Origin of the sequence: Burkholderia diffusa (genome assembly GCF_902499115.1) — a bacterium.
Classification (GTDB): domain Bacteria; phylum Pseudomonadota; class Gammaproteobacteria; order Burkholderiales; family Burkholderiaceae; genus Burkholderia; species Burkholderia diffusa.
This window is the reverse complement of sequence record NZ_CABVPN010000003.1, coordinates 120145-144524: the sequence shown is the minus strand read 5'-3', so window position 1 is coordinate 144524 and position 24380 is coordinate 120145. Positions and strand designations below refer to the sequence as shown.

25 protein-coding genes are annotated in these 24380 nt (G+C 68.0%); 6 read left to right on the top strand and 19 right to left on the bottom strand.

The window, feature by feature from the left end:
• The first annotated feature begins 189 nt into the window (after positions 1 to 189).
• Positions 190 to 717, top strand: a complete 528-nt coding sequence (locus tag BTE28158_RS04215) for a YhbY family RNA-binding protein (RefSeq protein WP_124626665.1) — start codon at positions 190 to 192, stop codon at positions 715 to 717.
• Between the two features lie 58 nt (positions 718 to 775).
• On the opposite strand, the gene BTE28158_RS04210 is transcribed toward BTE28158_RS04215, so the two are convergent.
• The 8 genes from BTE28158_RS04210 to gloB all read right to left on the bottom strand — a co-directional run bounded on the left by BTE28158_RS04210 (position 776) and on the right by gloB (position 11320).
• Positions 776 to 1234, bottom strand: a complete 459-nt coding sequence (locus BTE28158_RS04210) for a DUF4149 domain-containing protein (RefSeq protein ID WP_059603594.1) — start codon at positions 1232 to 1234, stop codon at positions 776 to 778.
• Between the two features lie 14 nt (positions 1235 to 1248).
• On the bottom strand, positions 1249 to 1725 hold the full coding sequence (gene greA / locus BTE28158_RS04205) for a transcription elongation factor GreA (RefSeq protein WP_057927897.1): 477 nt from the start codon (positions 1723 to 1725) through the stop codon (positions 1249 to 1251).
• Between the two features lie 118 nt (positions 1726 to 1843).
• Positions 1844 to 5098 carry a carbamoyl-phosphate synthase large subunit gene (gene carB, locus BTE28158_RS04200; protein WP_151047846.1) on the bottom strand — a complete coding sequence of 1085 codons (3255 nt, stop codon included), beginning with the start codon at positions 5096 to 5098 and terminating at the stop codon, positions 1844 to 1846.
• Between the two features lie 59 nt (positions 5099 to 5157).
• A complete protein-coding gene (leuE, locus tag BTE28158_RS04195) occupies positions 5158 to 5817 on the bottom strand; it encodes a leucine efflux protein LeuE (RefSeq protein ID WP_059603588.1) in 660 nt (219 codons plus the stop codon).
• A 37-nt stretch (positions 5818 to 5854) separates the two neighbouring features.
• Positions 5855 to 7000, bottom strand: coding sequence for a glutamine-hydrolyzing carbamoyl-phosphate synthase small subunit (gene carA, locus BTE28158_RS04190; RefSeq protein ID WP_059523474.1), 1146 nt, complete (start codon positions 6998 to 7000; stop codon positions 5855 to 5857).
• Positions 7001 to 7368: 368 nt separating this feature from the next.
• Complete coding sequence (locus BTE28158_RS04185; protein ID WP_151047847.1) at positions 7369 to 8601, bottom strand: MFS transporter; 1233 nt, start codon at positions 8599 to 8601, stop codon at positions 7369 to 7371.
• Between the two features lie 157 nt (positions 8602 to 8758).
• On the bottom strand, positions 8759 to 10360 hold the full coding sequence (locus tag BTE28158_RS04180; RefSeq protein ID WP_151047848.1) for a transglycosylase SLT domain-containing protein: 1602 nt from the start codon (positions 10358 to 10360) through the stop codon (positions 8759 to 8761).
• Positions 10361 to 10513: 153 nt separating this feature from the next.
• Positions 10514 to 11320 (bottom strand): hydroxyacylglutathione hydrolase, encoded by an 807-nt coding sequence (gene gloB, locus BTE28158_RS04175; protein WP_151047849.1) that lies wholly within the window; start codon positions 11318 to 11320, stop codon positions 10514 to 10516.
• A gap of 18 nt (positions 11321 to 11338) precedes the next feature.
• Here gloB and BTE28158_RS04170 point away from each other — a divergent pair, with 18 nt between their 5' ends.
• From BTE28158_RS04170 to dnaQ, 3 genes are read left to right on the top strand one after another with little or no spacing between them, the layout of a single operon-like run.
• The gene (locus tag BTE28158_RS04170; protein WP_059603577.1) at positions 11339 to 12151 is read left to right on the top strand and encodes a class I SAM-dependent methyltransferase; all 813 of its coding nucleotides are present in this window, start codon (positions 11339 to 11341) and stop codon (positions 12149 to 12151) included.
• A complete protein-coding gene (gene rnhA, locus BTE28158_RS04165) occupies positions 12148 to 12591 on the top strand; it encodes a ribonuclease HI (protein WP_059523484.1) in 444 nt (147 codons plus the stop codon). The genes BTE28158_RS04170 and rnhA overlap by 4 nt, the downstream gene beginning before the upstream one ends.
• A 43-nt stretch (positions 12592 to 12634) precedes the next feature.
• The gene (dnaQ, locus tag BTE28158_RS04160) at positions 12635 to 13378 is read left to right on the top strand and encodes a DNA polymerase III subunit epsilon (protein ID WP_151047850.1); all 744 of its coding nucleotides are present in this window, start codon (positions 12635 to 12637) and stop codon (positions 13376 to 13378) included.
• Between the two features lie 34 nt (positions 13379 to 13412).
• On the opposite strand, the gene BTE28158_RS04155 is transcribed toward dnaQ, so the two are convergent.
• On the bottom strand, positions 13413 to 13745 hold the full coding sequence (locus tag BTE28158_RS04155; RefSeq protein WP_059523489.1) for a YnfA family protein: 333 nt from the start codon (positions 13743 to 13745) through the stop codon (positions 13413 to 13415).
• 529 nt (positions 13746 to 14274) lie between these two features.
• On the opposite strand from BTE28158_RS04155, the gene proP reads away from it, so the two are divergent.
• Complete coding sequence (proP, locus tag BTE28158_RS04150) at positions 14275 to 15759, top strand: glycine betaine/L-proline transporter ProP (RefSeq protein ID WP_151047851.1); 1485 nt, start codon at positions 14275 to 14277, stop codon at positions 15757 to 15759.
• A gap of 109 nt (positions 15760 to 15868) precedes the next feature.
• On the opposite strand, the gene BTE28158_RS04145 is transcribed toward proP, so the two are convergent.
• Both BTE28158_RS04145 and BTE28158_RS04140 read right to left on the bottom strand, forming a co-directional pair.
• Complete coding sequence (locus BTE28158_RS04145; protein WP_044844954.1) at positions 15869 to 16066, bottom strand: hypothetical protein; 198 nt, start codon at positions 16064 to 16066, stop codon at positions 15869 to 15871.
• 341 nt (positions 16067 to 16407) lie between these two features.
• Positions 16408 to 17037 carry a glutathione S-transferase gene (locus tag BTE28158_RS04140; protein ID WP_151047852.1) on the bottom strand — a complete coding sequence of 210 codons (630 nt, stop codon included), beginning with the start codon at positions 17035 to 17037 and terminating at the stop codon, positions 16408 to 16410.
• A 147-nt stretch (positions 17038 to 17184) separates the two neighbouring features.
• Here BTE28158_RS04140 and phaZ point away from each other — a divergent pair, with 147 nt between their 5' ends.
• Positions 17185 to 18408, top strand: a complete 1224-nt coding sequence (gene phaZ / locus BTE28158_RS04135) for a polyhydroxyalkanoate depolymerase (RefSeq protein WP_151047853.1) — start codon at positions 17185 to 17187, stop codon at positions 18406 to 18408.
• Here the strand turns inward: phaZ and BTE28158_RS04130 are convergent.
• From BTE28158_RS04130 to mdcC, 8 genes are all read right to left on the bottom strand, one after another.
• The gene (locus tag BTE28158_RS04130; protein WP_151047854.1) at positions 18395 to 19063 is read right to left on the bottom strand and encodes a phosphoribosyltransferase; all 669 of its coding nucleotides are present in this window, start codon (positions 19061 to 19063) and stop codon (positions 18395 to 18397) included. The genes phaZ and BTE28158_RS04130 overlap by 14 nt on opposite strands.
• 176 nt (positions 19064 to 19239) lie before the next feature.
• The gene (locus BTE28158_RS04125; protein ID WP_151047855.1) at positions 19240 to 19761 is read right to left on the bottom strand and encodes a phospholipase D-like domain-containing protein; all 522 of its coding nucleotides are present in this window, start codon (positions 19759 to 19761) and stop codon (positions 19240 to 19242) included.
• A gap of 150 nt (positions 19762 to 19911) precedes the next feature.
• Positions 19912 to 20844: a malonate decarboxylase subunit epsilon gene (gene mdcH / locus BTE28158_RS04120; RefSeq protein ID WP_151047856.1), complete on the bottom strand. Its 933-nt coding sequence runs from the start codon at positions 20842 to 20844 to the stop codon at positions 19912 to 19914.
• Positions 20841 to 21707 (bottom strand): triphosphoribosyl-dephospho-CoA synthase MdcB, encoded by an 867-nt coding sequence (mdcB, locus tag BTE28158_RS04115; protein ID WP_174919699.1) that lies wholly within the window; start codon positions 21705 to 21707, stop codon positions 20841 to 20843. The genes mdcH and mdcB overlap by 4 nt, the downstream gene beginning before the upstream one ends.
• Complete coding sequence (gene mdcG / locus BTE28158_RS04110; RefSeq protein WP_174919697.1) at positions 21704 to 22372, bottom strand: malonate decarboxylase holo-[acyl-carrier-protein] synthase; 669 nt, start codon at positions 22370 to 22372, stop codon at positions 21704 to 21706. The genes mdcB and mdcG overlap by 4 nt, the downstream gene beginning before the upstream one ends.
• Entirely contained in the window at positions 22359 to 23066 is a 708-nt protein-coding gene (gene mdcE / locus BTE28158_RS04105; RefSeq protein ID WP_151051775.1) for a biotin-independent malonate decarboxylase subunit gamma, read from the bottom strand. Before mdcE ends, mdcG begins: the two co-directional genes overlap by 14 nt.
• A gap of 79 nt (positions 23067 to 23145) precedes the next feature.
• Entirely contained in the window at positions 23146 to 24069 is a 924-nt protein-coding gene (locus BTE28158_RS04100; protein ID WP_151051773.1) for a biotin-independent malonate decarboxylase subunit beta, read from the bottom strand.
• A complete protein-coding gene (gene mdcC / locus BTE28158_RS04095; RefSeq protein WP_059603544.1) occupies positions 24066 to 24380 on the bottom strand; it encodes a malonate decarboxylase acyl carrier protein in 315 nt (104 codons plus the stop codon). Before mdcC ends, BTE28158_RS04100 begins: the two co-directional genes overlap by 4 nt.

Below are 24380 nucleotides of genomic sequence, written 5' to 3'. Positions count from 1 at the left end.
AGAGAGATTGCTGCTATTTGCTTCGTGAAGCCGTGCTTTTGGCGGATAATACGCGTCTTCTTCGCGCGGCTACGGCCCCTTCCAGGGCCCAAGCCGCGATTTTACGTGGTTTCGGCGCGCGGCTGATGCGGTAACTTCCCGCGATTCGCTTCTGATGCAGCGCGCCCCTATTTAGATTTCGACATTTCCATGCCCGCCCTTTCGCTTTCCCCCGCCGAGCGCTCCGCGCTGCGCTCCCAGGCCCATGCGCTCAAGCCCGTCGTGCTGATCGGCGCCGAAGGGCTGACCGACGCCGTGCTGAAGGAAATCAAGGTACACCTCGCCGCGCACCAGTTGATCAAGATCCGTGTGTTCGGTGACGAGCGCGACGAGCGCGTCGCCATTTACGACGAGATCTGCGACCGCCTGAACGCGGCGCCGATCCAGCACATCGGCAAGCTGCTGGTGATCTGGAAGCCCGAGGCTGCCGTGGCGGCCCCGACCCGCGGTCGTCGTGCCGGCGCGCTGCCGAGCGCAGCCGAAGCCGTCGACGACAAGAAAGGCCGTGCGCCGCGCACCGTCAAGGTCGTCAAGGTGTCGCCGAACGCGAGCCCCGTGCGTCGTCCGAAGCCGACCAAGGTCGTCGTGCGCGGCAACGAGCGCGTGACGGCGGGCGGCAACGTGAAGCGCGCGAAAAAGCGCCAGGCCAGCACGAAGCGGCCGCACCAGGACAAGTAATCCTGCCGCGCGGCACGGGGCAGCCCGTGCTGCCCTGCCGGTGCGGCGCTCAGGCCGTTCAGGCGTCTTGCGCCGGCAAACGCCAGATCAGCATCAGCCCCAGCACGCTCTCGACGAGATAGAACAGGCTCGAGACGCCGTGCAGCATCCCGAAGCGGCTCGCATACGGCGAGTTCGCGATATCGGTGCCCGCCTCCATCGCGGCCACCCGCAGCGCGTTCATGAACGGCTGCAGCGCGAAATACCCGACCAGCACGCACGCGACCATCGCCGCGACGATCCAGCGCACGCGACGGTAATCACCGCTGCCGCGCCGCACCTGCTGGTTCGACAGCGCGAGCAGCAACACACCGCATACGACACCGAGGATCGCCTCGATGCGAAACAACTGGGCGGCGACCGTGCCGGCCGTCATCCGCTCCAGCGTCTTGAACAGCACGGGCGCGACCGCATACCCGATCGTCAGCAGGCTGCCGACCCACACGGCCGACAGCAGACGGAACACGCGATGCGGCATCACGTCGCCCCGCTTCAGATGTAGCTGACCGAGATGATTTCGTATTCGCGCACGCCGCTCGGCGCCTGCACGGCCGCGACGTCGCCTTCGGACTTGCCGATCAGTGCGCGTGCGATCGGCGAGCTGACCGAGATCAGGCCGTGATCGATGTCGGCTTCGTCGTCACCGACGATCTGGTACTTGACGGTGTCGCCGGACTCGAGATCCTCGAGTTCGACCGTCGATGCGAAAACCACTCGGCCTTCGGCGTCGAGCACGGTGGGATCGATGACCTGCGCGGCCGACAGCTTCGATTCGAGTTCCGCGATACGACCCTCGATGAAGCCCTGCTTTTCCTTCGCGGCATCGTATTCGGCGTTTTCGGACAGGTCGCCCTGTGCGCGGGCCTCCGCGATCGCGTTGATCACGGCCGGCCGCTCGACGGACTTGAGGCGCTGCAATTCATCGCGCAGGAGTTCTGCGCCACGCTTTGTCAACGGAATGGTGCTCATAAACGGCTCAATCGCTAAAAACGGCTTTAAAAAAAATCACCGCGATTAAGCGCATTTCCGGCGAACCGGAAACACCGCTTAATCGCGGCACGTGTTGCTTCGACAGGTAACTGACCGCTTAGTTTAGGCGAGCGTGAAGACCTTGTAAATCATAGACTTCCAGATCCTTCAGGTAGCGCAAGCCTTCGACGGCCGCGCGCGCGCCCGACATCGTCGTGTAGTACGTGACCTTGTGCGCCTGCGCACTCATGCGGATCGAACGCGAATCGGCGATCGCCTGGCGCGTCTCGTCGACCGTCGTGAACACGAGTGCGATCTCGCCGTTCTTGATCATGTCGACGATGTGCGGACGGCCGTCCTTCACCTTGTTGACGACCTTCACCGGCACGCCGGCCGCTTCGATCGCGGCAGCCGTGCCCTTGGTCGCGACGATCGGGTAGCCGAGGTCGTGCAGCATGCGCGCGACTTCGACCGCCTTCGGCTTGTCGGCGTCCATCACGGTCAGCAGCACCGTGCCCGACTCCGGCAGGCGCGAACCGGCCGCGAGCTGCGACTTGAACAGCGCCTCGCCGAACGTCTGGCCGACGCCCATCACTTCGCCGGTCGAACGCATTTCAGGCCCGAGGACCGGATCGACGGTCGGGAACTTCACGAACGGGAACACCGCTTCCTTCACGCTGAAATACGGCGGCTCGACTTCCTTCGTCACGCCCTGCTGCGCGAGCTTCTGGCCGACCATCGCGCGCGCCGCGATCTTTGCGAGCGGGAGGCTGGTCGCCTTCGACACGTACGGCACCGTGCGCGATGCGCGCGGGTTCACTTCGAGCACGTAGATGATGTCCTGCTTCGACCCGTCCGCCTGCGGCACCTGCTGGATCGCAAACTGCACGTTCATCAGGCCGACCACGTTCAGCGCCTTCGCCATCGCACCCGTCTGGCGCTTCAGTTCGGCGACCGTTTCCTTCGACAGCGAGTACGGCGGCAGCGAGCATGCCGAGTCGCCCGAGTGAACGCCCGCCTGCTCGATGTGCTCCATCACGCCGCCGATGAACACGGCTTCGCCGTCGCAGATGCAGTCGACGTCGCACTCGATCGCGTCGTTCAGGAAGCGGTCGAGCAGCACCGGCGAATCGTTCGACACCTTCACGGCCTCGCGCATGTAGCGCTCGAGGTCGCGCGGCTCGTGGACGATTTCCATCGCGCGGCCGCCCAGCACGTACGACGGGCGCACGACCAGCGGATAGCCGATTTCCTCGGCGAGCTTGAGCGCTTCGTCTTCGGCGCGTGCGGTGCGGTTCGGCGGCTGGCGCAGGCCGAGGTCCTGCAGCAGCTTCTGGAAGCGTTCGCGGTCTTCGGCCGCATCGATCATGTCCGGCGACGTGCCGACGATCGGCACGCCGTGCGCCTCGAGGTCGAGCGCGAGCTTCAGTGGCGTCTGGCCGCCGTACTGGACGATCACGCCGACCGGCTTTTCCTTGTCGACGATCTCGAGCACGTCTTCCAGCGTCAGCGGCTCGAAGTACAGGCGGTCGGACGTGTCATAGTCGGTCGACACCGTTTCCGGGTTGCAGTTGACCATGATCGTTTCGTAGCCGTCCTCGCGCATCGCGAGCGCTGCGTGCACGCAGCAGTAGTCGAACTCGATGCCCTGGCCGATCCGGTTCGGGCCGCCGCCCAGCACCATGATCTTCTTGTTGGTGGTCGGCTGCGCCTCGCACTCTTCCTCGTAGGTCGAGTACATGTAGGCCGTCTTGGTCGCGAACTCGGCCGCGCAGGTGTCGACGCGCTTGTACACCGGACGCACGTTGAGTTCGATGCGGCGGCGGCGCACGTCTTCCGGCGTCGCGCCGAGCAGCTTCGCGAGGCGGCGGTCGGAGAAGCCGCTCTGCTTCAGGTAGCGCAGCTCGTCGAACGTCAGCGACGCGAGCGTGCGGCCCGCGAGCGCCTTTTCCTTCAGGATGATCTGCTCGATCTGATGGAGGAACCACGGATCGATCGCGGTTTCCGCGAAGATTTCCTCGGCCGTCATGCCGATGCGGAACGCGTCGCCGACATACCAGATGCGGTCCGGGCCCGGCTCGTGGATCTCGATCGCGATCTCGTCGCGGTTGGTCGACTTCTCGTCGAGACCGTCGACGCCGACTTCGAGGCCGCGCAGCGCCTTCTGGAACGACTCCTGGAACGTGCGGCCGATCGCCATCACTTCGCCGACCGACTTCATCTGCGTGGTCAGGCGCGAATCGGCTTCACGGAACTTCTCGAATGCGAAACGCGGGATCTTCGTGACGACGTAGTCGATCGTCGGCTCGAACGACGCCGGTGTCTGGCCGCCGGTGATTTCGTTCTTCAGCTCGTCGAGCGTGTAGCCGACCGCCAGCTTGGCCGCGACCTTCGCGATCGGGAAGCCGGTCGCCTTCGATGCGAGCGCCGACGAACGCGACACGCGCGGGTTCATCTCGATGACGACCATGCGGCCGTCCTTCGGATTGATCGAGAACTGCACGTTCGAGCCGCCGGTGTCGACGCCGATCTCGCGCAGCACCGCGAGCGATGCGTTACGCAGGATCTGGTATTCCTTGTCGGTGAGCGTCTGCGCCGGCGCGACCGTGATCGAGTCGCCGGTGTGCACGCCCATCGGGTCGAGGTTTTCGATCGAGCACACGATGATGCAGTTGTCGGCGCGGTCGCGCACGACTTCCATCTCGTATTCCTTCCAGCCGAGCAGCGACTCTTCGATCAGCAGCTCGCGCGTGGGCGACAGGTCGAGACCGCGCTTGCAGATCTCTTCGAACTCTTCGCGGTTGTACGCAATGCCGCCGCCCGAGCCGCCGAGCGTGAACGACGGACGGATCACGACCGGGTAGCCGCTGCCGCCCGTCTCCGCCATGATCTCGGCGTGCACCTTGGTCGCCTCTTCCATCGAGTGCGCGATGCCCGACTTCGCGGAGCCGAGACCGATCTTGGTCATCGCTTCCTTGAATTTCTGGCGGTCTTCCGCCTTGTCGATCGCTTCCGGCGACGCGCCGATCAGTTCGACGCCGAACTTCTCGAGCACGCCGTGGTGGTGCAGGTCGAGCGCGCAGTTCAGCGCGGTCTGGCCGCCCATCGTCGGCAGGATCGCGTCCGGGCGCTCCTTCTCGATGATGCGTGCGACGACTTCCCACGTGATCGGCTCGATGTAGGTCACGTCGGCCGTGTTCGGGTCGGTCATGATCGTCGCCGGGTTGCTGTTGACGAGAATGACCTTGTAGCCCTCCTCACGCAACGCCTTGCAAGCCTGCGCGCCCGAATAGTCGAACTCGCACGCCTGGCCGATGATGATCGGGCCGGCGCCGATGATGAGGATGCTTTTGATGTCTGTGCGTTTTGGCATGGCTTGTGAATTCAGTAAGTAATCTTTGTCGTGGCGTTGTCGCGGATCGGCGGTTGCGCTCAGCTCATGGTGGCGAGCGCGAGCTTCACCGAGAAACCGATGAACAGGCCGCCCACGCTGCTCGCCGCGCCCGCCGCGAGCTTGCGGCGGCGGCGGAAATGCTCGGCGAGCCGCGCGCCCGCGAAGATCAGCGTGCTCAGGTACAGGAAGCTCGCGCATTGCGCGATCGCCCCGAGCACGACGAACGACAGCGCGGGATGCGGGAACGCCGGGTCGACGAACTGGATGAAGAACGAGATGAAGAACAGGATCGCCTTCGGATTCAGGAGGCTCACGATCAGCGCCTTGCGGAATGGCCGCTCGCCGTCGACCGCACGCGGTGCATCGGCCGGCGCATCGGCGCGCGCGCGCAGCTTCTGCCACGCGCTGCGCAGCATCCCCGTGCCGATGTACAGCAGGTACGCGGCACCGCCGTACTTGACGACGGAGAACAGCAGCGGGTTCGCCTTCAGCAGCGACGCGACGCCCGCGGCGGACAGCACCATCAGCACCGTGTCGCCCAGGAACACGCCGCAGGCCGCGCGATAGCCGGCCTTCACGCCGCGCTGGGCCGCAAGCGACAGCACGTACATCGAGTTCGGCCCCGGCAGCAGGATGATGAAGATCACGCCGAACACGTAGGTCCAGATATCCGTGATGCCGAGTGCGTGGCCGAACATGATGCGAATCTCCCGTTCTTCGGTTGCTTCAGTCGCGTCAGGCGTTGCGCTGCTTCGCCGCGTCCATCAGTGCGGTGAAACGGTCGAACAGATACGCGATGTCGTGCGGGCCGGGCGACGCTTCCGGGTGACCCTGGAAGCAGAATGCCGGCTTGTCGGTCAGCTCGAAACCCTGCAGCGTGCCGTCGAACAGCGAAACGTGCGTCACGCGCGCGTTGGCCGGCAGCGAATCCGCGTCGACCGCGAAACCGTGGTTCTGCGACGTGATGACCACGCGACCGTCGCCGAGATCCTTCACCGGGTGGTTCGCGCCGTGGTGGCCCGTCTTCATCTTCAGCGTCTTCGCGCCGACCGCGAGGCCCATGATCTGGTGGCCGAGGCAGATGCCGAAGGTCGGCACACCGCGCTCGATGAACTCCTTGGCCGCCGCGATCGCGTAGTCGCACGGCTCCGGGTCGCCCGGGCCGTTCGACAGGAAGATGCCGTCCGGATTCAGCGCGAGCGCGTCGGCCGCGCTCGCCTCGGCCGGCAGCACCGTCACGTGGCAGCCGCGCTCCGCGAGCATGCGCAGGATGTTGTACTTGACGCCGAAGTCGTACGCAACGACGCGGTACTTCGGCGCTTCCTGCATGCCGTAGCCGCTGCCGAGGCGCCATTCGGTCTGCTTCCACTCGAACGGCTTCGTGGTCGACACGACCTTCGCGAGATCCATGCCCGCGAGGCCGGGGAACGAGCGAGCGAGTTCGATCGCCTTCGCCTCGTCGTTCGAGCCGGCCAGGATGCAACCGTTCTGCGCGCCCTTGTCGCGCAGGATACGGGTGAGCTTGCGGGTATCGATGCCGGCGATCGCGACGACGCCTTCGTCGCGCAGGTAGTCGCCGAGCGTGCGGTCCATGCGGAAATTCGATGCGAGCGTCGGCAGATCACGGATGATCAGGCCGGCGGCATGGACTTTCGTGGCTTCGACATCTTCGGCGTTGACGCCGACGTTGCCGATATGCGGGTAGGTGAGCGTGACGATCTGACGCGCGTAGCTCGGATCAGTCAGGATTTCCTGATAGCCGGTAATCGCGGTGTTGAACACGACTTCACCGATCGTGTGGCCTTCGGCCCCGATCGAATAACCACGAAAGACCGTGCCGTCGGCGAGTGCAAGCAAGGCGGGAGAAAAAGACGGCAACACGGGAGGCTCCTTGGGGAACACCCTGCTGCCGACCTGTTTACCCTGCCGCGCGAGCGCCGCGCTGCATAGGCGCGCGGAGTCGCTAGCTGGACGCGACCTGCTGTGTCGGCACGCGAACCCGGCGCGTGGCGCACGAGGCTTCGCGGCATCGCCCGACAGGCGGCGTGCGGCGTGCGGCGGATGAACGGGATAAGTGAGGTAGGCGCTAGGGTGCGAGGTTGATCAGCACAAACTTTCAAATTATAGCCCGAAAATGACCTTATCTTCAATTGATATGGCCGTCCGATCACGCATGCGGCGCGCGCAATGCCGTGGCATCAGGCGCGACATTCCTTGCTGCGGCCCCGTTTCCGCAGCCGCCCTACCCGTCAGCGTACCGCCGGATCAACGTGCTTGCCAGCACTGCGCGCGGGCCACACGTACCAGACCGCGCTGGCAAGCTGCAGCGCGAGCAGCACGCTCCACGCGGTGACGTGGGCGGCAGCCGGGTAATGGCCGTCGACGGCCGGCCAGTGCGACAGCACCGCGCCGATACCGATCTGGAACGCAAAGATCAGCACGAAGATCACGAGCGTCAGTGTCGTATTCGCGCGGCCGATCAGATGGGCCGGGAAGTGACCGGCAAGCACAGCATAGGTCAGGATCCCGACGCCGCCGAACATTCCGTAGGCCGCCCACAGCACGGCCGGCGGCAGCGGCACGCGCGCGACGATCGCGATTTGCGTGGCGACGAACAGCACCATGCCGACGCCGCAAAATGCCTGGACGGACACCCCGCGGCGCTCGAGCACGCGCGCCGCCGCGCCGAAACCGACACAGCCGGCCATCATCGCGAAGCCGAGCACCGACACGAGCCGCGCGGCGCGCTGCGCATCGAATCCCGCGACGTCGCGCAGGTACGGACCGACCCACAGTGACTGCATCGCGTAGAACACGCCCTGCGTGACGATCGAGAATGACGAGATCTTCCAGAATGCGCGGCTGCCCAGGATGTGCCACGTGCCCTTGAACTGGCTGACGAGCCCGCCCTGATGGCGCGGCCGCTCGGCTTCCGGCGCACCAAAGCCGATCGCGGCCGCGACGACGACCGTCAGCACCGCGAGGCCGCCGCAGATCACACGCCAGCTCGTGACGCCGAGCAGCCAGGTCAACGGCGAGCCGACCGCGACGCCGCCCAGGCCGCCGACGGCCATCACGAGACCGTTGACGAGCGGCAGCCGGCCGACCGGAAAATGCTGCGCGAGCGCCTTGAACGCCGCACCGAGACACACCGATACGCCGACGCCGATCAGCAGCCGGCCGACCATCATCGTGCCGAGGTCGTGCGCGACGCCAAACACGGCGGCACCGGCGGCCGCGAACAGCAACATCCCGGCCGTCACGCGGCGCGGGCCGAAATGGTCGAGCAGCACGCCGGCCGGAATCTGCGCGCCGGCAAAACCGAGGAAATAGAGACTGGTGAGCAGTCCGAGATCGGCGGCCGATAGCCCGAGCTCGTGCGTGACGAACGACGCGAAGCCGAGATTGACGCCGCGGAACACATAGGACACGAAATATCCGACCGCAAACAGCGCGAGCACCCTCACCTGCACCGACGACATCGCTCCTCCTCGTGATCCGATCCCGGCCCCGCGAAGCAGCGACCCCGCTGCCGCGCACAAACGAAAACGCCGTCACCTCGGTGACGGCGTTGCTTCGTATTTCATCGGATGATAACGCAAACACACGGTCCGGCCGGACCGCCGCGCCGCGGTCGCGCTACTTCTTCTTGCCCTTGCTTGCAGCGGCCTTCGGCGCTGCCTTGGCCGGCGCCGCCTTCGCGGGAGCAGCCTTCGCGGGAGCAGCCTTCGTCGCGCGAGCCGCCGGCTTCGCGGCACCGCGCTTCGCGCCGCGCGACTTGCCGCCAACGGACAGGCTCGCACGCTCGATATGCGCGCCGGAGGTCGACGTCGCGATCCGCTCCGGACCCGGCTCGGCCGGCACCGCGCGGCCGACCGGCACGTGCAGCACGAGCGCCTGGCCCGGCATCGCGAGATCGCGATGCGTGCGGTTCCATGCCTTCAGCTGGCCGACCGACACGCCGTAGCGGCCGGCGATCGCCGCCATCGACTGCTTGCGGCGCACGCGGATCAGCATCTTGCGCGTGTCGGGTACGTCGGGCTCCATCGCGAGTACGCCGTTTTCCGCAACGTCCGCGCTGATGTCCTCGTCGTCGTCATCGCCGCGCGGCACGACGATCGTCGAGCCCGGCTTCAGGCGCATGCCGGCGGGAATCTTGTTGACCGACATCAGCGTATCGGCGTCGACACCGATCTTCTCGGCGATCGCGGCCGGGCGCGCGCGCTCGCTGACCGTATAGGTGGTCCACGTCGACAACTGGCCGTTGTAAGCCTTCAGGTTCTTCTCGAACGCTGACGCGTTGTCGAACGGCAGCAGGATCTGCGGCTCGGTCGCGCCGAGGATCACCGGCTTCGAGAACGACGGGTTCAGCGAACGGAACTCGTCGAGCGACAGGTTCGCGAGCTTCGCGGCCACCGCCACGTCGATGTCGCGCGACGTCGTGACCGTCACGAAATACGGGTGGTTCGGGATCTCCGGCAGCGTCAGGCCGAACTGCTGCGGATTCGCGATGATGTTCTTCACCGCCTGCAGCTTCGGCACGTAGTTGCGCGTCTCGTTCGGCATCCGCAGGCTCTGGTAGTCGGTCGGCAGGCCGGCCGCCTGGTTGCGTGCGATCGCACGCTGCACGTTGCCCTCGCCCCAGTTGTACGCGGCCAGCGCCAGATACCAGTCGCCGAACATGTCATGCAGGCGCGACAGGTAGTCGAGCGCGGCGCTCGTCGACGCGAGCACGTCGCGTCGTTCATCCTGCCACATGTTGCGCTTCAGGTTGTACGTGCGGCCGGTGCCCGGCATGAACTGCCACATGCCGGCCGCCTTCGCGACCGACAGCGCCTGCGGGTTGTAGGCGGATTCGATGAACGGCAGCAGCGCGAGCTCGGTCGGCATGTGGCGCGCTTCGAGCTCCTCGACGATGTGGTACAGATATTTCTGCGAGCGCTCGGTCATGCGCTGCACGTAATCGGGACGCTGCGTGTACCAGGTCGTCTGCATGTCGACGAGGTCGCTCTGCAGGTCGGGCATCTGGAAGCCGCGACGGATACGGCCCCAGAGATCGGAATCTGCACTGGTCAGGTCGCCGACGGATTGCTTGTCGACGTCGACAGTTTCTTTGGCGGTGGCTGATTTACGGAGGTAGTTGGACGCTGCCTGCGAATCGGCGGCGTTGTTGGCGACAGGAGCCTGGCTCGCACAAGCGGCGAGCAGCAGGACCACCATCGCACTCAATATAAGTCGCATGAAAATCTCGGCTTCCGACGGCTGGAAATTGCTGGCGATACTACGGAAGTGCGTGCTTCACGTCAATAAAAACACCGAAAACTCAGCCAAATCCTACAGTTGGAGCAATTTTTACAGGCTCTGCCTGAGCTTTTTGGAGTCCTCCGGAAATCGTCATCGGAACCGGTTTTTCCACTCGCGCATCAGCGTGAATGCCGCCAGGCGATCCGGCACGGTTTCGTGCAGCTCGGCCTCGAGCGTCGCATGGATGGCCGCGCTGTCCGACCGCATGAACGGGTTGACGGCGCGTTCGTGCGCGATCGTAGTGGGCAGCGTCGGCACGCCGCGCGCGCGCAGCGCCTGCGCTTCGTCGCGCCAGGCGGCGAGCGCCGCATTGCCCGGTTCGCACGCGAGCGCGAAGCGGATGTTCGACAGCGTATATTCGTGTGCGCAATGCACGCGAGTGTCGCCGGGCAGCGCCGCGAGCGCGTCGAGCGATGCGAGCATCTGCGCGGGCGTGCCTTCGAACAGGCGACCGCAGCCGCACGAGAACAGCGTGTCGCCGCAGAACACATGAGGGGTGGCGGCGCCCTGCCCGGCCGCCTGGAAATAGGCGATGTGACCGCGCGTATGCCCCGGCACGTCGAGCACGTCGAACGTGAGCGCCGGTGCGTCGAGCGTCACGCGATCGCCGCCCTCGAGCGGCCGCATGACCACGCCGATCGCCTCGGCCGCCGGGCCGAAGACGACCAGTGGCACATCGTCCGGTTGGCCATCGCGCAGCGCGGCGACACCGCCGACATGGTCGGCGTGATGGTGCGTGAGTAAAATAGCGGTCAACCGCCAGCCGCGTTCGGCAAGAACACGGCGTACGGGCGCGGCTTCACCCGGATCGACGGCGATCGCATCGCGGCCGTCCGAGACGAGCCAGATATAGTTGTCTTCGAATGCCGGAACCGGCACGTATTCCAGCTCGTTCATGGGCGCGCAATCATCGTTATGTCCGATCGTCAAATTATAGACTGGCCCGCCTGGACCGACTCGCCGCCCGGCCGCTATGTGCTGGACTGGGAGCAAGCGCAGCTCGACCGGATCGTGTCCGACGTCTTCGGGTTTCACGCGCTGCAGCTCGGCCTGCCGCAGCTCGATGCGCTGCGCGAGAACCGCATGCCGTATCGCGGCCTCGTGCTCGACCCGGCAAGCGGCGCGAGCGCGCCCTACCAGTATCCGTGGGCGCGCGAGGCGCACGCGCCCGAACACGCGCCGGCCGGTCGCAGCACCACGTGGTGCGACCTGCTCGACCTGCCGTTCGAGTCGCAGAGCGTCGACCTGATCGTGATGCCGCACACGCTTGAATTCACGTCCGACCCTCACCGCCTGCTGCGCGAAGCCGAACGCGTGCTGATGCCGGAAGGCCAGCTCGTGATCACCGGCTTCAATTCGTTGAGCCTGTGGGGCATGCGGCAATCGTTCGGACGCATGGCGAACCGTCCGTTCGTGCCGTCCGCGCGCGACCAGATCGCGTTCATCCGGCTCAAGGACTGGATCAAGCTGCTCGGCTTCGATCTCGAGCGCGGCCGCTTCGGCTGCTACCGGCCGCCGCTCGTCACCGACAAATGGCTTGCCCGCTACGGCTTCATGGAAGCCGCCGGCGACCGCTGGTGGCCAATCTTCGGCGCCGTCTACATGGTCACGGCCGTCAAGCGCGTGCGCGGCATGCGCCTCGTCGGCCCGATCAAGATGAAGAAGCCCGTGCTCGCGCCGGGCCTCACGCCGGCGGCCACCCCGACCACCCATCAAGAACACTCATGACCACCGACACCATCGACATCTATACCGACGGCGCCTGCAAGGGCAACCCCGGCCCCGGCGGCTGGGGCGCACTGCTGCGCTACGGCGACCGCGAAAAGGAGCTGTTCGGCGGCGAGCCCGACACGACCAACAACCGCATGGAACTGATGGGCGTGATTGCCGCGCTCGAGGCGCTGAAACGGCCGTGCCGCGTGATCGTGCATACCGACTCGCAATACGTGCAGAAAGGCATCAGCGAGTGGATCCACGGCTGGAAGAAGAAGGGCTGGGTCACCGCGGCGAAAACCCCGGTGAAGAACGCCGACCTGTGGAAGCGCCTCGACGCGCTCGTCGCGCAGCACGAGGTCGAGTGGCGCTGGGTGAAGGGCCACGCGGGCCACCCCGAAAACGAACGCGCGGACGCGCTCGCGAATCGCGGTGTCGAATCGCTCGTGGCCTGAACGCAGGCCACCCAACCCTACTGTCTTTCCTGATTTATCCGACATGCGCCAGATCATTCTCGATACCGAAACCACCGGCCTGAATCCCCGCACGGGCGACCGCCTGATCGAAATCGGCTGCGTCGAGCTGCTGAACCGGCGGCTCACCGGCAACAACCTGCACATCTACGTGAACCCCGAGCGCGACAGCGATCCGGGCGCACTGGCCGTGCACGGCCTCACGACCGAATTCCTGAGCGACAAGCCGAAGTTCGCGGAAGTCGTCGACCAGATCCGCGACTTCGTAAAGGACGCCGAGCTGATCATCCACAACGCGCCGTTCGACCTCGGGTTCCTCGACGCCGAATTCGCCCGGCTCGACCTGCCGCCGTTCAGCGAGCATTGCAGCGGCGTGATCGACACGCTCGTGCAGGCCAAGCAGATGTTTCCCGGCAAGCGCAATTCGCTCGACGCGCTGTGCGACCGGTTCGGCATCAGCAACGCGCACCGCACGCTGCACGGCGCACTGCTCGACTCGGAACTGCTCGCCGAAGTCTATCTCGCGATGACGCGCGGCCAGGACAGCCTCGTGATCGACATGCTCGACGACGCAGGCGCCGACGGTGGCGCCGCGAACGGCCAGCGCGTGTCACTCACGTCGCTCGACCTGCCGGTTCTCTCAGCGAGCGACGACGAACTCGCCGCCCACCAGACCCAACTCGACGAACTCGACAAGTCGGTCAAGGGCACCTGCGTGTGGCGCAAGTCCGCCGATGCGGATGCTGGCGAAGCCGCCAAAGCCGCCTGACGCAGCATCTCCCGACCGGCGCCTGCAGCCGCGCTCACGCGCGCGGCTGCAGCGCGATGATGGCCATCCCGCCGAGCGCAAGCACCGCGCCAGCCACATCCCAGCGGGACAGCGCGATGCCGTCGACCACCCGCAGCCAGATCAACGCCACCGCGATATACACGCCGCCGTATGCCGCATAGGTGCGCCCCGCCGCGCTCGGATGCAGCGTCAGCAGCCACGCGAACAACGCGAGCGACAGCGCTGCCGGTACCAGCAGCCACACGGGCCGGCCGCCCTTCAGCACGAGCCAAGGCAGGTAGCAGCCGACGATTTCGGCCAGTGCAGTGACGGCGAACAGCGCCGCAATCCTGATCAGTTCGGTCATCCGGTTCCTCGCAGATTCGCCCCACCCGCCCGGTGGGCCGCGCGCCGCCGATCATACCGGAGGCGACCCGGGCGGAACCGCCGCCAGACGGGAGATTCCGGGCAATTTGCACGATCGTCTGCCATCGTGCTATCATGTCGCCAGTTTCAACATTCAATATCTGTCTATTCGATTTCGAAAGGAGTCCGTCCGCGCGTTGCAGGCCGGTGCTTCGACCGAAATTGCATCCACAGGAAAGCCCGCCCGACAGGCCCGCTTTTCTCGTTTCGTTGCCCCTCCGGGGCGCTTGCCGGAACGCCGGACACCGTCCGCACCGGCATCTGCCGCTCGCATCACGCGGCCCATTCTTCATGAGCGCACAGTCGCGACGGCCCATCGGGCCCGCGTCGAAGCAGTCCCTTCCGGCCCTTTACCGCCTCATGTGCAGTAAGCGCTTAAATGGCCTGCCCCGACGCGCAGCACGCGACATCGCGCTCGCCGGCAAACCGTGTCGGACGGCCCGCCCGTTCCGGCGCAGTCAAAGGAGTGCATGACCTTGACCGCAACACACGTCAGCCCGACCGCTGCTTCTTCCTCCACGTCGTCCGGCGAGGTCCCACTCGCCGCGGACGACATTACCGTCGTCGACCAGAGCCTGCTCAAGCGCGCCGTCAGCGCGATGGCCATCGGCAATGCGATGGAATGGTTCGACTTCGGTGTCTACAGCTATATCGCCGTCACGCTCGGCAAGGTGTTCTTCCCCTCCAGCAGCCCGTCCGCGCAGTTGCTCGCGACCTTCGGCACGTTCGCGGCCGCATTCCTCGTGCGCCCGCTCGGCGGCATGGTGTTCGGCCCGCTCGGCGACCGCATCGGCCGCCAGCGCGTGCTCGCCGCCACCATGATCATGATGGCCGTCGGCACCTTCGCGATCGGCCTGATCCCCAGCTACGCGTCGATCGGCATCTTGGCGCCGATACTGCTGCTCGTCGCCCGCCTCGTGCAGGGCTTCTCGACCGGCGGCGAATACGGCGGCGCCGCCACCTTCATCGCCGAATTCTCGACCGACAAGCGCCGCGGCTTCATGGGCAGCTTCCTCGAGTTCGGCACGCTGATCGGCTATGTGATGGGTGCGGGTGTCGTCGCGCTGCTGACCGCATCGCTGTCGCAGGAGGCGCTGCTGTCGTGGGGCTGGCGCGTGCCGTTCCTGATCGCCGGCCCGCTCGGCCTGATCGGCCTCTACATCCGGATGAAGCTCGAGGAAACGCCGGCGTTCAAGCGCCAGGCCGAAGAGCGCGAAGCGCAGGACAAGGCCGTGCCGAAGGCGCGCTTCCGCGAAACGCTGATGCGCAACTGGCGTGCGCTGCTACTCTGCGTCGGCCTCGTGCTGATCTTCAACGTGACCGACTACATGGTGCTGTCGTACCTGCCGAGCTTCATGTCGTCGACGCTGCACTTCGACGAATCGCACAGCCTCGTGCTGGTGCTGATCGTGATGGTGCTGATGATGCCGCTGACGCTCGCCGCCGGCCGCCTGTCGGACAGGATCGGCCGCAAGCCCGTGATGCTGGCCGGCTGCGTCGGCCTGCTCGTGCTGTCGATCCCATCGATGATGCTGATCCATACGGCCACCACCGCGTCGGTGTTCGGCGGCCTGCTGATCCTCGGCGTGCTGCTGTCGTGCTTCACCGGTGTGATGCCGTCGGCACTGCCGGCGCTGTTCCCGACCGAGATCCGCTACGGCGCGCTTGCGATCGGCTTCAACGTGTCGGTGTCGCTGTTCGGCGGCACGACGCCGCTCGTCACCGCGTGGCTCGTCGACGTGACCCATAACCTGATGATGCCCGCGTACTACATGATGGGCGCCGCCGTGATCGGCATCGTGTCGGTCGTCGCGCTTGCCGAAACCGCGCGCCAGCCGCTCAAGGGCTCGCCGCCGGCCGTCGCGACGCGCCGCGAGGCGCACCAGTTGGTACGCCAGATGCGCGAGGACGACGATGCGGAGATTTACGGCGTCGTGTCGACTGTACGCGCCTGAGCAACGCCCAAGAAAAAGCCCCGGCAAAAGCCGGGGCCAGATCGAATCCGATCCGCCCGACCGGCTTGCGCCGGCCGGGCTTTTTTTCATCTGTTGGGTGGCTGCGCGATCATGCGTGCGCTTCGCAGTGGCGGCAGAAGATCAGCGCCCGCGAACGCGACACCGCAGCCTGCGCACCGCGCGCCGCGACGATCAGGCCGACCTGGCCGAGATTGAAATCGCGCTCGACCATCAGCTGCGTCAGCGCGGCAAGCGGCAACACGACGGACGGGTGGTACAGACTCGATTCGATCAGCGCTCTCATCATCGGCTCCATCAGGCAATGCTTATTCGATGGAATGGATTCTAGGGATCGGCCGCAACCGGATAAACAGCGCGAATGCGAAGTCACTTGTCAGTGACGGAGAACAATCGGCCGGGCCTTTGGCGCACGGGGCCGAGCGGGCGGCGGCGGATGGTTCGGGAGCGCCAGACGGACGGCGCGCGGCGGCGTCTTGCGGACGCCGCGCCGGGCGAAAACGGGCGACCGGGCAGCCGATAGCGGCCGGGTCGATCGGTGCCGGAAGCCGGCACGAGTCCCGGCGGGACCGCACGCCGGTCGCGTCGCCCGTCGCCCCCGCTCCCGTGCCGACGCGACAGCCGCCGGCTTCAGTCGAGCGGCGTCTCGACAAACGCCGGCAGCGCTTCCGCCCGCGCCGAATGCGCGGCGAGTGCCGGATAACGGGCCGGATCGATCCGTGCGAGCGCCGGGTAATCGGCGGTCATGAATTGCGTAAAGCGCCACGCGACGGCGACGGTCACGTCGGACTGCAGCAGGCGCGCGCCGCCGAGCCAGCCGTTCGCGGCCGCGACGAGCGGCTCGAGCTCGCCATACGCGGCCTCGATCTGGCCCAGCACGCGCTCGAGCCATGGCGAGTGCTGCTTCTCGGCTGGCCGCAGCGCGTGCTCGTACACCACCTGCACGGTCTTCTCCGCCGCTGCCAGCGCGAATCCGACCGGCACGAGCGTGCGTAGCCGCGCGTCGGCGGCGTCGGGCAGCAGGCGCCGCTCGGGCGCGACGCGATGGTCGAGATAGTCGACGATCAGCGACGAATCGATCAGCGTCGCACCGTCGTCGGTCACGAGGGTCGGCGCCTTCACGACCGGGTTGAATGTCTGGAACCGGTCGAACTGACGGAACACCGAGATCGACTCGTGTTCGAACGGCAGGTCGAGCAGCTTCGCCGAAATGGCGGCACGGCGCACGAACGGGGAATCCAGCATGCCGATCAGCTTCATCGCGAACGCTCCGCTTGAGGGAATGGGACCGACGACTGTAGCAGCGCCGTGCGTCGCCGCCTAGGGCCTGTTCGCGTTTCCGACACCCGCTGCGCGGCCAGAGTGACCATAATGCAGATTCACGCCCCCTCCGCCCCAAGGTTCGCCATGTGGTACACCGTCGTCGAGCAGCAGCGGGAATGGATGCGCGCCTGGCGCGCGGCGACGCGCCACGCGTTCGACACATGGCCCGCCGCGACGCTGGCGCACGCCGCGTCGTCGTGCTACGACGACCTGTTCGAGCCGCTCCTCGGGCCCGCCGCCGGGCCGCCGCGATTCGAGATCCGGCGCCCGGCGATCGACGAGCGGATCGTCGCGCGCACGCCGTTCTGCCAGTTGCGACGCTTCGCGCGCGACGCCGCGCGGCGCACGGTGCTGCTGTGCGCACCGCTCGCCGGACATGCGGCCGTGATGATGCGGGAGACCGTCGAGGCGCTGCTCGCGGACGGCGACGTCTGCGTGACCGACTGGGTCAATGCGCGCGACGTCCCGCTCGCGGCCGGTCGCTTCGGGCTCGACGAATACGTGGCGACGCTCGACGGCTTCGTCGACGCGCTCGCCCGCGACGAGCGACCGCTGCACGTCGTCGCCGTGTGCCAGGCCACCGTTCCCGCGCTCGGCGCACTTGCGCTGCGCGCCGCTCGCGGCCTCGCACCGCCCGCGAGCATCACGCTGATCGGCGGGCCGCTCGACGCGCGCGTCAACCCGACCACGCTCGGCACGACCGCCGCGTCCCGGTCGCTCGCGTGGTGCCGCCGCCACCTGATCGACATTGTGCCGCCCCGCTTCCCCGGCCGCGGCCGGCACGTGTTCCCGACCTATCTTCAGCAAGGCGAGATCGCGCTGCTGTATCCGCAGCGCTTTCTGACGCTGATCGAGGACTACGCGCGCGCGGCGTCGCATTTCGACCTGACGGCGCTGGCGGACGCGCGGCGTGCGCTGCGCGAATACACGGCGCTGCTCGACATGCCGGCCGAATACTTCCTGGATACCGTCGATATCGTGTTTCAGCGAATGTGCCTCGCGAACGGCACGTGGGACGTCGGCGGGCAGCGCGTCGAGCCGGCCGCGCTGCGCGGCGTCGCGCTGCTGACGGTCGAAGGCGGATGCGACGCCGTCACGGGCGTCGGCCAGACGCATGCAGCGCTGGCCATGTGCCGCGGCCTCAAGGCCGGTGAGCGCCAGCGCCTCGATGTCGACGATTGCGATCATTACGGGTTGTTCACGGGCGCGCGCTGGCACGGCGAAGTCCATCCGGCGCTGCAGCGCGTATTCGTGCAGGCCGAAGCCGCTCGCCCGGGATCGCGCCGGCGCCGTATCAGGCGGACGTGATGTCGTCGTCAGGCGCGCGGGCCGCGTCGAGGAGCGCACGCACCTCGTCGTCCCCGGTCTGGTCGAAACGCGCGTAGAACTGGCTGATTGCGAGGAACGACAGCGGCTGCAACACCGTCACGAACGCGTCGGCCAGATCGTCGAACGCATGCCGGGCACCGCCCGGCGCGACGGGTGCGGCGGCCACGATGCGCGCGGGGTGGCGTTCGCGCAGCGCCTGCAGCGCAACGCGCATCGACGCGCCGGTCGCAACGCCATCGTCGACGACGATCGCGATCCGGCCGTCGACCGGCAGCGGCGGCCGGGCGCCGCGATACAGCGCTTCGCGGCGCTGCAGTTCGGCTGTCTCGCGCGCGATCACGTCCGCCAGTTGCGCATCGGTCACGCCCATCGCGCGGATCGCCGAATGCTGCAGGTAGATCGCTCCGCCGGTCGCGATCGCGCCGATCGCGAATTCCGGATCGGACGGCATGCCCAGCTTGCGCACCACCAGCACGTCGAGCGGCGCGCGCAGCGCCTGCGTGACCGGGAATGCGACCGGCACGCCGCCACGCGGCAGCGCGAGCACGACGACGTCGCGACGCCCCGCATAGTCCTGCAGCGCATGCGCAAGCCGGCGCCCCGCGTCGGCGCGATCGGCAAAACATTCGATCACGATGGCTCCCTGCCCGTTGCGCCGGATGCGCGACGCACGCACCGGCACCCTGTTCAACGAGCATGGTTCATCGGACGCGCCGATGCAAGCGGGGTCATACCGGCGCGCGCGGCATGCGGATTACGGCGGGAAAAGGATGGGTGGCGGTTTGCCCGGGCGGGTCCGCCGTCAGGCGCTCAGAGCCCGCCGGCCTGCCGGTACAGCCGCCAGAACGACTGCGCGTACGACTGCGCGAGCTCCGGTGCGCGCTGGAACACGTTCACCGTTTCCGCGTGCGCGGGCGCGCCGTCGGACAGCGTCGTCAGCGCGACGCTGTCGTCGACGATCACGAAGCGCGGCGCGGGATCGCCATGCCGCGAATCGATCGCGACGTCGATGCCGGCCGATTTCAGATAACCCGCGCCGCTGTATTTGCCCGCACGCGGCGAACGCACCAGCACGACCCGCACTTCGATCCCGCGCGAACGCGCGTCGCGCAGCGCCGCCGCGACCGCGGGCGGCACGTACGCGTAGCCGGCCAGCAACACGCGGCGCTGCGCCTGTCCGATCAGGTCGACGGTCGCGTCGGCCGCCGCATTGTCATACGAAAAGTACGTGCCGACCGATGCGGCATCGGACGGAATCGGGCTGGCGTGGGCGGTCGCCGCGCCGCAAAGCACGGCGAGGAGGAAGGCGGCTGGTCTCATGGCGGGCGCCATTGTAGCGACGCCAATTCGCGTGGCAAGCGCCTGCTGCGACGCTGCTGCGCCGGCGCAACACCCGGTGCGCAACCACCACCTGGCGGGCCGGTTCCGGAATCGATCTCGCCGGGATTTCCAGGCGTTTCCGGGCCGCTCGCGCGCCGCCCGTCAGCCGGGCGCGACGCGCGCGAGCCAGTTCGCGATACCGTCGACCGAACGGAAATCCGCGACGCTGCGTGCCGGCAGTGCCGGATAAGCGCCGCCCGCCATCTCGGCCAAGGCTCGGCCCGGGCCGAGCTCGAGAAACGCGGTCGCGCCGGCCTCGACGCACGCGGCCAGGCAGGCCGCCCACTCGACCGGCTCCGCGATCTGCCGCGCGAGCTTGTCCAGCCCCGTGCCGACATCGAGCACCGACGCACCGTCGATCCCCGAAAACAGCCGCGTACCAGGCAACGGCCGGCGCACGTTCACGCCAGCCAGCGACGCGCGAAACGCGGGCACCGCCGACGCGAGCCGGCGCGTGTGCGACGCGATCCTTACGCACACGGGCGCGACGCGCACCGCACCGTCGCGTGCCGCGTCGTCGGCCACCGCGGCAACGTCGGCCTGCCGCCCCGCCACCACGAATGCGTCGCCCGGATTGGCGATCGCGATCGCCGCATCGCGACCGTCGCACAGTTGCGTGAGCTGCGCGCGCGTCAGCCCGCGCACGAACGCCATCCGCTCGTCGCCGCCGCTCGCGGCGTCCATTGCGCGCGCGCGCGCGTCGGCCAGATCCAGCGCGTCGTGCGGATCGATCATCCCCGCGACGCTCCACGACGCGACTTCGCCGACGCTGTACCCCGCGACACAGCGCCGGCGCGGCCACACCGCTTCGAGCAACGCGGCCGCCGCGAGCGCCTGCACCGTGCAAAGAATCTGCGCGGCGCGGTTCTCGCGCAGCGCGTCCGGTTCGGCATGCCGCACCCAGTCGCGCGGATCGTCGCCAAGGAGCCGGCCCGCATGCTCGAACAGCGGATCAGCCTGTGGCGCGGCGCCGGTCAATTCGAACATGTCCGCCCGCTGCGCGCCTTGCCCCGAACACAGGATCGCCAGCGTCATCCCCCCTCCTCGGCCGCTTCGAGTGCGTCGACGAACACGCTCATCGCCAGCAGGTCGGCCGCGCCGCCCGGGCTCAGCCGGCGTGCGACGAACGCGCGGTGCGCGGCGGCCGCGCGCAATCGCCAGTCGCGAGCGCGTATGCCGCCGCGGGCGACGAATGCGCGTGCCGTGGCCCGCGCGAAATCGAGGCCGGCCTGCCCACCCCGGTGCAGCAGATTCGTATCGTCGAGCGCGGCGATCAGCGCGAAGCATGCGTCGACGCGCGCGGCCTCCGGATCGTCCGGCACGCGGCGCTGCGCGCTGCGCAGCGCCGGCAATCCGACGCCGTACACGGTCGCGAACCCGTCGGCCGCCTCGCGACGCGCGCCGCCGACGCCGTAGCGGCGGCTCGCGCGCTCGCCGTGACTGTCGGGCAGCCGCGGGCCGCCGAGGATCTCGGTGCCCCACCGCTGCGCGACGAACGCGCCGAGCGTCATCGTGCGGGCCGCCGTGCCGGGCACCGTGCGGCGGCCGGCGGCCGCGCACAGCAACCCGAGCCCGAAAATCGCGCCGCGATGCGTGTTGACGCCGCCGGTCGCCGCGAGCATCGCGTGTTCCGCGCGCAGCCCGATCTTGCGCAGCACGGCCATGTCCGCGTCACGCGCGCCGGCGTCGGCGAGTTCCGCGAAGTACGGCCGCAGCACGGCCGCGCTGCGCGCGAACGTCGCGGCGTCCATGTCCGCATGGCTGCCGGTGTCGACGTGACTGACGAGGCCCGGTTTCGGATAAGTCTCGATTTCGAGCACGAGACTGCGCTCGGCGAGTTCGGCGATGCGCTCGGCCTCGGACGGCGCCGCCGCCCGGCGTGCGGCCCAAGCACTCATCGCGTGCCTCCCGTGAATGCGTCGGCGGACATCAGTTCGACGGTGATCGCCGTCTTGACCGCGACTTCAGGCAGCCGCGCATGCAATTCGCGCCAGTTCACGCCCGCGCCGTCGTCGCGCAGCAGTTCGCCGTCGATGCGCATCGGCGCGCGCGTGTCGAGTGCAGCCAGGCCGTCGAGCAGCGCAGCGAGCGATGCGGCGTCCGGCAGCGGGAACACGATGTCGAGATCGGAGGACGCGCTCAGATAGCGCTCGCCCGTCAGCGCCTGCCACGCGAGGCTGCCGAACACGCGACCCTGCACGCCGCAGCGCGCGCCGAGCGCATCCAGCTCGCGCAGCGTCGCGTGCCATGCGTCGGGCGCAGCGGCCAGCACGTCGGCCAGCGTGGGCAGCGGGCCGACCGACTCCACCGCGTCGTCGGCGACGTTCAGTGCGACGCGCCGTTTGCCCGCGGAAGGCGGCAGCGGCAAGCCGAGCGGCACGCGCCGCGCATCGGCCTCGTCGGGCGACGCGCGGCGCACGATCGTCGGCCAGCCGCGCGCGGCCCACGCGTGCACGAGCGGATCGGCCGCCAGCGCGGGATCGCGCGCGCATGCCGCACGCCACCCGGCCGCCGTCAGCGTGACGAGCGTGTGGCGTCGCAGCGGCGTGTCAGCGTGCGGCACGCGCGAGTGCCTCGACGCGCCGCGCGACATCGGCCGCGACCGGCCGGCCGCGCGCCGCACGACCATCGGTGCGATCGGCCGGCTTGCCGAGCCATTCGCCGACCTGCGCGTCGAGCGCGCGGGCTGGATCGAGCACGGCGTCGACAGCGCCCATCTTCACGAGATTGTCGAGCCCCGGCGCGAACACCGGCGTCGAGCGTGCCATTGCCTTCAGCACGTCGATCGGCAGCTTCGTCACGCGCGACATCGACGGCAGGTCCATCACCTCGGGCTCGGCACCCGGCACCGCGAGCAGCGTGCGTGTCGCGAGCGCGGTCGCGATGAACGCGCCTGCGGCCGTATGGCCGTACAGCAGGCCGATCGTCCGGTGCCCGGCAAGCTCCGCATGCATCAGGCATTTCGCGAGATGCGACAGCCCTTCGTTCAGGCCGAGCAGTTCGTCGCGCTTGCTCATCCGCTGGCTGTCGCTGTCGACGAGCACGAGAATCGGCGTGCCGCCGCCACGCTCGATCGTGTCGAGCACGTGCGATGCGAGCGTGATGGCTTCGTCGATGCCGAACGGCAAGCGATCGGCGACGCCGATCACGTCGACGCGCGTGCCGGTCAGTTCAGCGTGGCCCGTCAGCAGGCCGCCGTTTCGCTTGATCGAATGGCCTTCGGGAAACAGCGAATTCAGAACTTCATCGAGCGTCATGCTGCCTCCCGCCGGGCCACCCCAAGGGAGGCAGGCGCCCCCTCGGGGGGCAGCGAACCAAGTAAGCGTGGGGGTCGTGTCATTTCTGCTCCTGCAGTTGATCGGCGAGCTTCGCGAATTCATCGTCGGACATGCCGGGAATCGCTTCCGGCTCGCTCGCGCCGAGCGCGCGCCACACGTCGAGCGCATCCCTGCACGTGCCGAACCGCTCGACGCGCGCTTCGAGCCGCGCCTGCTCCGCGCGCAGCATCGCCGCATCGAATGTCGGCGCACGGCCGATCAGGTCGAGCGCGGCCGCGCGAAACGCATCGGGCGTATCGGCCACATAGCGATCCGCGCTGCCGATCAGCCGACGGTGCTTGCCGCCCATCGTGCGCCAGATCAGCGCGCGGTCCTTCGCGTCGAATTCCTCGACACCGCGGTTGGTCTCGATCACCTCGGGCCCCGACACGCTGATGCGCCCCTGCTCGGACACCGCGCGCGCCGAGCAGCACGCGGCGAGCAGCCCGCCGCCGCCGTAACAGCCCGCGCGCCCGCCGATCAGCCCGATCACCGGCACGCCCGCCGCGCGCGCCTCGACGAGCGCACGCATGATCTCGGCGATCGCGAGCTCGCCCGCATTCGCTTCCTGCAGCCGCACGCCGCCGGTGTCGAACAGGATCAGCACCGGCTTGCCGACGTCGCGCGCGGCGCGCAGCAACCCGGTGAGCTTCGCGCCGTGCACTTCGCCGAACGCACCGCCCATGAAGCGGCCCTCCTGCGCGGCGACGAACACCGGCTGGCCGCCGAGCCGGCCGTGGCCGACCACCATCCCGTCGTCGAACTGCTGCGGCAGGTCGAACAGCGGCAAGTGCGGACTCATCACACGCTCGCCCGGCCCGAGAAATTCCGTGAAGCTGCCCGCGTCGAGCAGCCCGTCGACGCGCTGGCGCGCCGACGCTTCGTACCAGCTCGCGGCGTTCGCGACGAACGCGGGCGCGTCGTGGATCGCGTCGGTCATCATGCGTCCCCCTCGATCGCGCGCACGGCTTGCGCGAGCCGCAGCGACACCATGTCCGGCCGCGCGCCGCCGTCGTTGATCGACAGCTTCAGGCCGCCCGGCGCGCGCCGTTCGACGAAGTCCGACACCACCGCCTGCCACACCGCGCCGAAACCGACCGCCGCGGTGCGGATGTCGATCTCGCATTCGTTGCCCGGCAGCACGCGCTCGACGAGCACCTCGAGATTGCCGGACGCGACCACGCCGACGAGCGCGGTGGCCAGTTCGCCCCGCGCACGCCCGCGCGCGGTGAAGCGATAGTTCAACTGTTCCAT

Bases quoted from the DNA above. Each gene is read 5' to 3' on its own strand.
- mdcB (WP_174919699.1), bottom strand. From the start codon at position 21,707: ATGAGTGCTTGGGCCGCACGCCGGGCGGCGGCGCCGTCCGAGGCCGAG.
- BTE28158_RS04155 (WP_059523489.1), bottom strand. From the start codon at position 13,745: ATGACCGAACTGATCAGGATTGCGGCGCTGTTCGCCGTCACTGCACTG.
- BTE28158_RS04125 (WP_151047855.1), bottom strand. From the start codon at position 19,761: ATGGCGCCCGCCATGAGACCAGCCGCCTTCCTCCTCGCCGTGCTTTGC.
- BTE28158_RS04145 (WP_044844954.1), bottom strand. From the start codon at position 16,066: ATGATGAGAGCGCTGATCGAATCGAGTCTGTACCACCCGTCCGTCGTG.
- BTE28158_RS04140 (WP_151047852.1), bottom strand. From the start codon at position 17,037: ATGAAGCTGATCGGCATGCTGGATTCCCCGTTCGTGCGCCGTGCCGCC.
- BTE28158_RS04185 (WP_151047847.1), bottom strand. From the start codon at position 8,601: ATGTCGTCGGTGCAGGTGAGGGTGCTCGCGCTGTTTGCGGTCGGATAT.
- BTE28158_RS04215 (WP_124626665.1), top strand. From the start codon at position 190: ATGCCCGCCCTTTCGCTTTCCCCCGCCGAGCGCTCCGCGCTGCGCTCC.
- proP (WP_151047851.1), top strand. From the start codon at position 14,275: ATGACCTTGACCGCAACACACGTCAGCCCGACCGCTGCTTCTTCCTCC.
- mdcC (WP_059603544.1), bottom strand. From the start codon at position 24,380: ATGGAACAGTTGAACTATCGCTTCACCGCGCGCGGGCGTGCGCGGGGC.
- greA (WP_057927897.1), bottom strand. From the start codon at position 1,725: ATGAGCACCATTCCGTTGACAAAGCGTGGCGCAGAACTCCTGCGCGAT.
- dnaQ (WP_151047850.1), top strand. From the start codon at position 12,635: ATGCGCCAGATCATTCTCGATACCGAAACCACCGGCCTGAATCCCCGC.
- mdcE (WP_151051775.1), bottom strand. From the start codon at position 23,066: ATGACGCTCGATGAAGTTCTGAATTCGCTGTTTCCCGAAGGCCATTCG.
- BTE28158_RS04210 (WP_059603594.1), bottom strand. From the start codon at position 1,234: ATGCCGCATCGCGTGTTCCGTCTGCTGTCGGCCGTGTGGGTCGGCAGC.
- carB (WP_151047846.1), bottom strand. From the start codon at position 5,098: ATGCCAAAACGCACAGACATCAAAAGCATCCTCATCATCGGCGCCGGC.
- leuE (WP_059603588.1), bottom strand. From the start codon at position 5,817: ATGTTCGGCCACGCACTCGGCATCACGGATATCTGGACCTACGTGTTC.
- phaZ (WP_151047853.1), top strand. From the start codon at position 17,185: ATGTGGTACACCGTCGTCGAGCAGCAGCGGGAATGGATGCGCGCCTGG.
- BTE28158_RS04170 (WP_059603577.1), top strand. From the start codon at position 11,339: ATGTCCGATCGTCAAATTATAGACTGGCCCGCCTGGACCGACTCGCCG.
- mdcH (WP_151047856.1), bottom strand. From the start codon at position 20,844: ATGACGCTGGCGATCCTGTGTTCGGGGCAAGGCGCGCAGCGGGCGGAC.
- BTE28158_RS04100 (WP_151051773.1), bottom strand. From the start codon at position 24,069: ATGATGACCGACGCGATCCACGACGCGCCCGCGTTCGTCGCGAACGCC.
- BTE28158_RS04180 (WP_151047848.1), bottom strand. From the start codon at position 10,360: ATGCGACTTATATTGAGTGCGATGGTGGTCCTGCTGCTCGCCGCTTGT.
- gloB (WP_151047849.1), bottom strand. From the start codon at position 11,320: ATGAACGAGCTGGAATACGTGCCGGTTCCGGCATTCGAAGACAACTAT.
- rnhA (WP_059523484.1), top strand. From the start codon at position 12,148: ATGACCACCGACACCATCGACATCTATACCGACGGCGCCTGCAAGGGC.